The sequence below is a fragment of the Pseudoscardovia radai genome, from assembly GCF_002259605.1.
GTDB lineage: Bacteria > Actinomycetota > Actinomycetes > Actinomycetales > Bifidobacteriaceae > Pseudoscardovia > Pseudoscardovia radai.
On the sequence record NZ_MWWR01000028.1, the window covers coordinates 1 to 2,305 of the forward strand.

Consider the following 2,305-nt stretch of genomic DNA (forward strand, 5'->3'; position numbering starts at 1 on the left):
GACGAGGTGGGTCATGCCGTTGTCGACGGCCTGGCGCATGAGGCGGTACAGGTCGGGGGAGTCGGGCGTGGTCAGCTGGGATTCGACGCGGGTGCGTCCGTCGGTGCAGTTGTCGACGCTGGACAGGAGGGCGCATCTGCCGCCGGTGGCCTGGTTGAGGATGGCGTGGGTGAAGTAGGCGGTGGTGGTCTTGCCCTTGGTGCCGGTGATGCCGATGAGGGTGAGCTTGTCCTGGGGGCGGCCCCAGTAGGCGCTGGAGAGGATGGCCATGGCCTTGCGCGCGTCGGTGACGATGAGTCCGGTGGCGTGGGTGCGGTCGGTGTGGTCGGTCTGGGAGACGTAGGCGGCCAGTCCTTTTTGGTCGGCGTCCTTGAGGTATTCGGGGCGGAAGTTCCCTTTGCAGAACAGGAGGGCGCCGGGCGTGATGCGGCGGGTGTCGTAGGTGGCGTCGGTCAGGCGCGTGTCGGGCAGGCGGCCGGGGTCGCTTGTCCAGTCGCCTGCGCCGTCCCGGGCGGGGATGATGGCCTCGCGCAGGAGTCCGGCGTCCAGCAGGATGCGCGCCGCCCCGCGAACAGTCAAACCAGACACAAAAACCATAACGCCCATCCTTTCACCCATAACGGCATTGTCAGGTTCTTCCCGACCATAAGTGTATCGACCGGTTTACGATGACACGCGTTCCTGAACGAATCATGAGCTTGGGCCTGACCTTTCCACGACGTTCCGTGGCGTGCGGACGGCATAACGCTCGACGGGCCTGAGTACGGGCCATGCTCTGTGGTCCGTCGGCGATCGGCGGGGGCTGGTTGGCGCACAGGTTCCCAACGGTCGGTCTCGCTGGTTGGTTTTGTACCAGTGAGGGCCACTGTTGGGCGGGAGATCGTTGGGATTGCTCGTTCTTCCCGTCAAGGGTGGTCTTTGCTGGTTGGTCTAGTGCCAGTGAGAGGCACTGTTGGGTGGGGAGTCGTTGGGATTGCTGGGTTTCCTCGGCAACGGTCGGTCTCGCTGGTTGGTTTTGTGCCAGTGAGGGCCACTGTTGGGCGGGGAATCGTTGGGAATGCTTGTTCTTCTCGGCGACGGTCGGTCTCGCTGGCGGCTGTGGTGCCAGTGAGAGGCACTGTCGGGCGGGGAATCGTTGGGATTGCTGGGTTTCCTCGGCGACGGTCGGTCTCGCTGGTTGGTCTAGTGCCAGTGAGAGGCACTGTTGCCTGCACGATTGTTGGGATTGCTCGTTCTTTTTGGCAACGGTCGGTTTCGCTGGCGGCTGTAGTGCCAGTGAGAGGCACTGTTGCCTGCACGATTGTTGGGAATGCTCGCTCTTCCCGCCAACGGTCGGTCTCGCTGGTTGGTTCTGTGCCAGTGAGAGGCACTGTGAGGAGACGGGGCGGGGGATCTACGACGCGGCGTATGCGTAGGTTCCCGGTATGCATAGGCCCCCGCCGCTATGCGACGGGGGCCCGAGGTCGGCGGAATGAGGTGTCCGCCCGCGGATCCGACGGGGTGCTGTCGGATCCGCGGGCGGAGCCGCCGTCCAGGTTCAGGGTATCATCCGGCGGTTGCGGTGCGTGGCATTTCGCCGCACCGCGTCACACTCCGCGCCGCACTCCGCGCCGTGCCGCGAAAGACCGCGCACGTCCCATCGTCAGGCCGCGTCGTCTCCGAAGACACGGGCGAAGATATGCGTGTCGCCCTCGTACGGCTCGTGTGCGCCGTGGCGTTTGATCCACTTCTCGCGTCCTTTGCCGATGGCGAGGATGATGTTCGGCCGCCCCGTGCGTCCGGCGTCGGCGCGGGCGTCCGCGATGGCGGTTTCGATGGCCGTGGCGCGACCGGGGATGATCGTGTGCTCGAGGTCGGGGTTCGTCACGTAGGAGTCCATCTGCTCGAGGATATGCTCCATGGGTTCCGTGTCGGTGTCTTCGTCGGTCAGGATCAGACGGGCCACGCGGTTCTGTGCGGCTTTCACGATGCCTTCGCGCCGGTCGTAGGCCTTGTTGCCGGCCGATCCGGTGACGAGCGTGATCCTCGGGTTCTGCGCCCCGTACCGCTCCCACACGAAGTCGAGGATGGCTGTGACGCTTGCTTGGTTGTGCGCGTAGTCGACGTAGGCGGTGACGTGGGGGTTGGTGGTGTCGGTGAAGCGTTCCATGCGTCCGGGGACGTGGACGTTCTGGAGGGCGTCGAGGCTGGGGTCGTTGGCGGGGATGCCGGTGGCGCGGGCGACGGCGGTGGCGGCCGCGGCGCGGCGGCGCTCGAAGTCCCCGGGCCTGCCGTGTTCGTGGGTGCGGGGTTCGCGTGCCGTGCG

2 protein-coding genes are annotated in these 2,305 nt (G+C 65.9%); both read right to left on the reverse strand.

Annotated elements, in window-relative coordinates; all coding sequences use genetic code 11:
- Positions 1 to 597, reverse strand: a 597-nt coding sequence (locus PSRA_RS08985; RefSeq protein ID WP_245834969.1) for a Mur ligase family protein, incomplete at its 3' end; no start/stop codon positions are given.
- 1,045 nt (positions 598 to 1,642) lie between these two features.
- Positions 1,643 to 2,305: glutamate ligase domain-containing protein (locus tag PSRA_RS08990; protein WP_275542338.1), on the reverse strand; the 663-nt coding region annotated here is incomplete at its 5' end.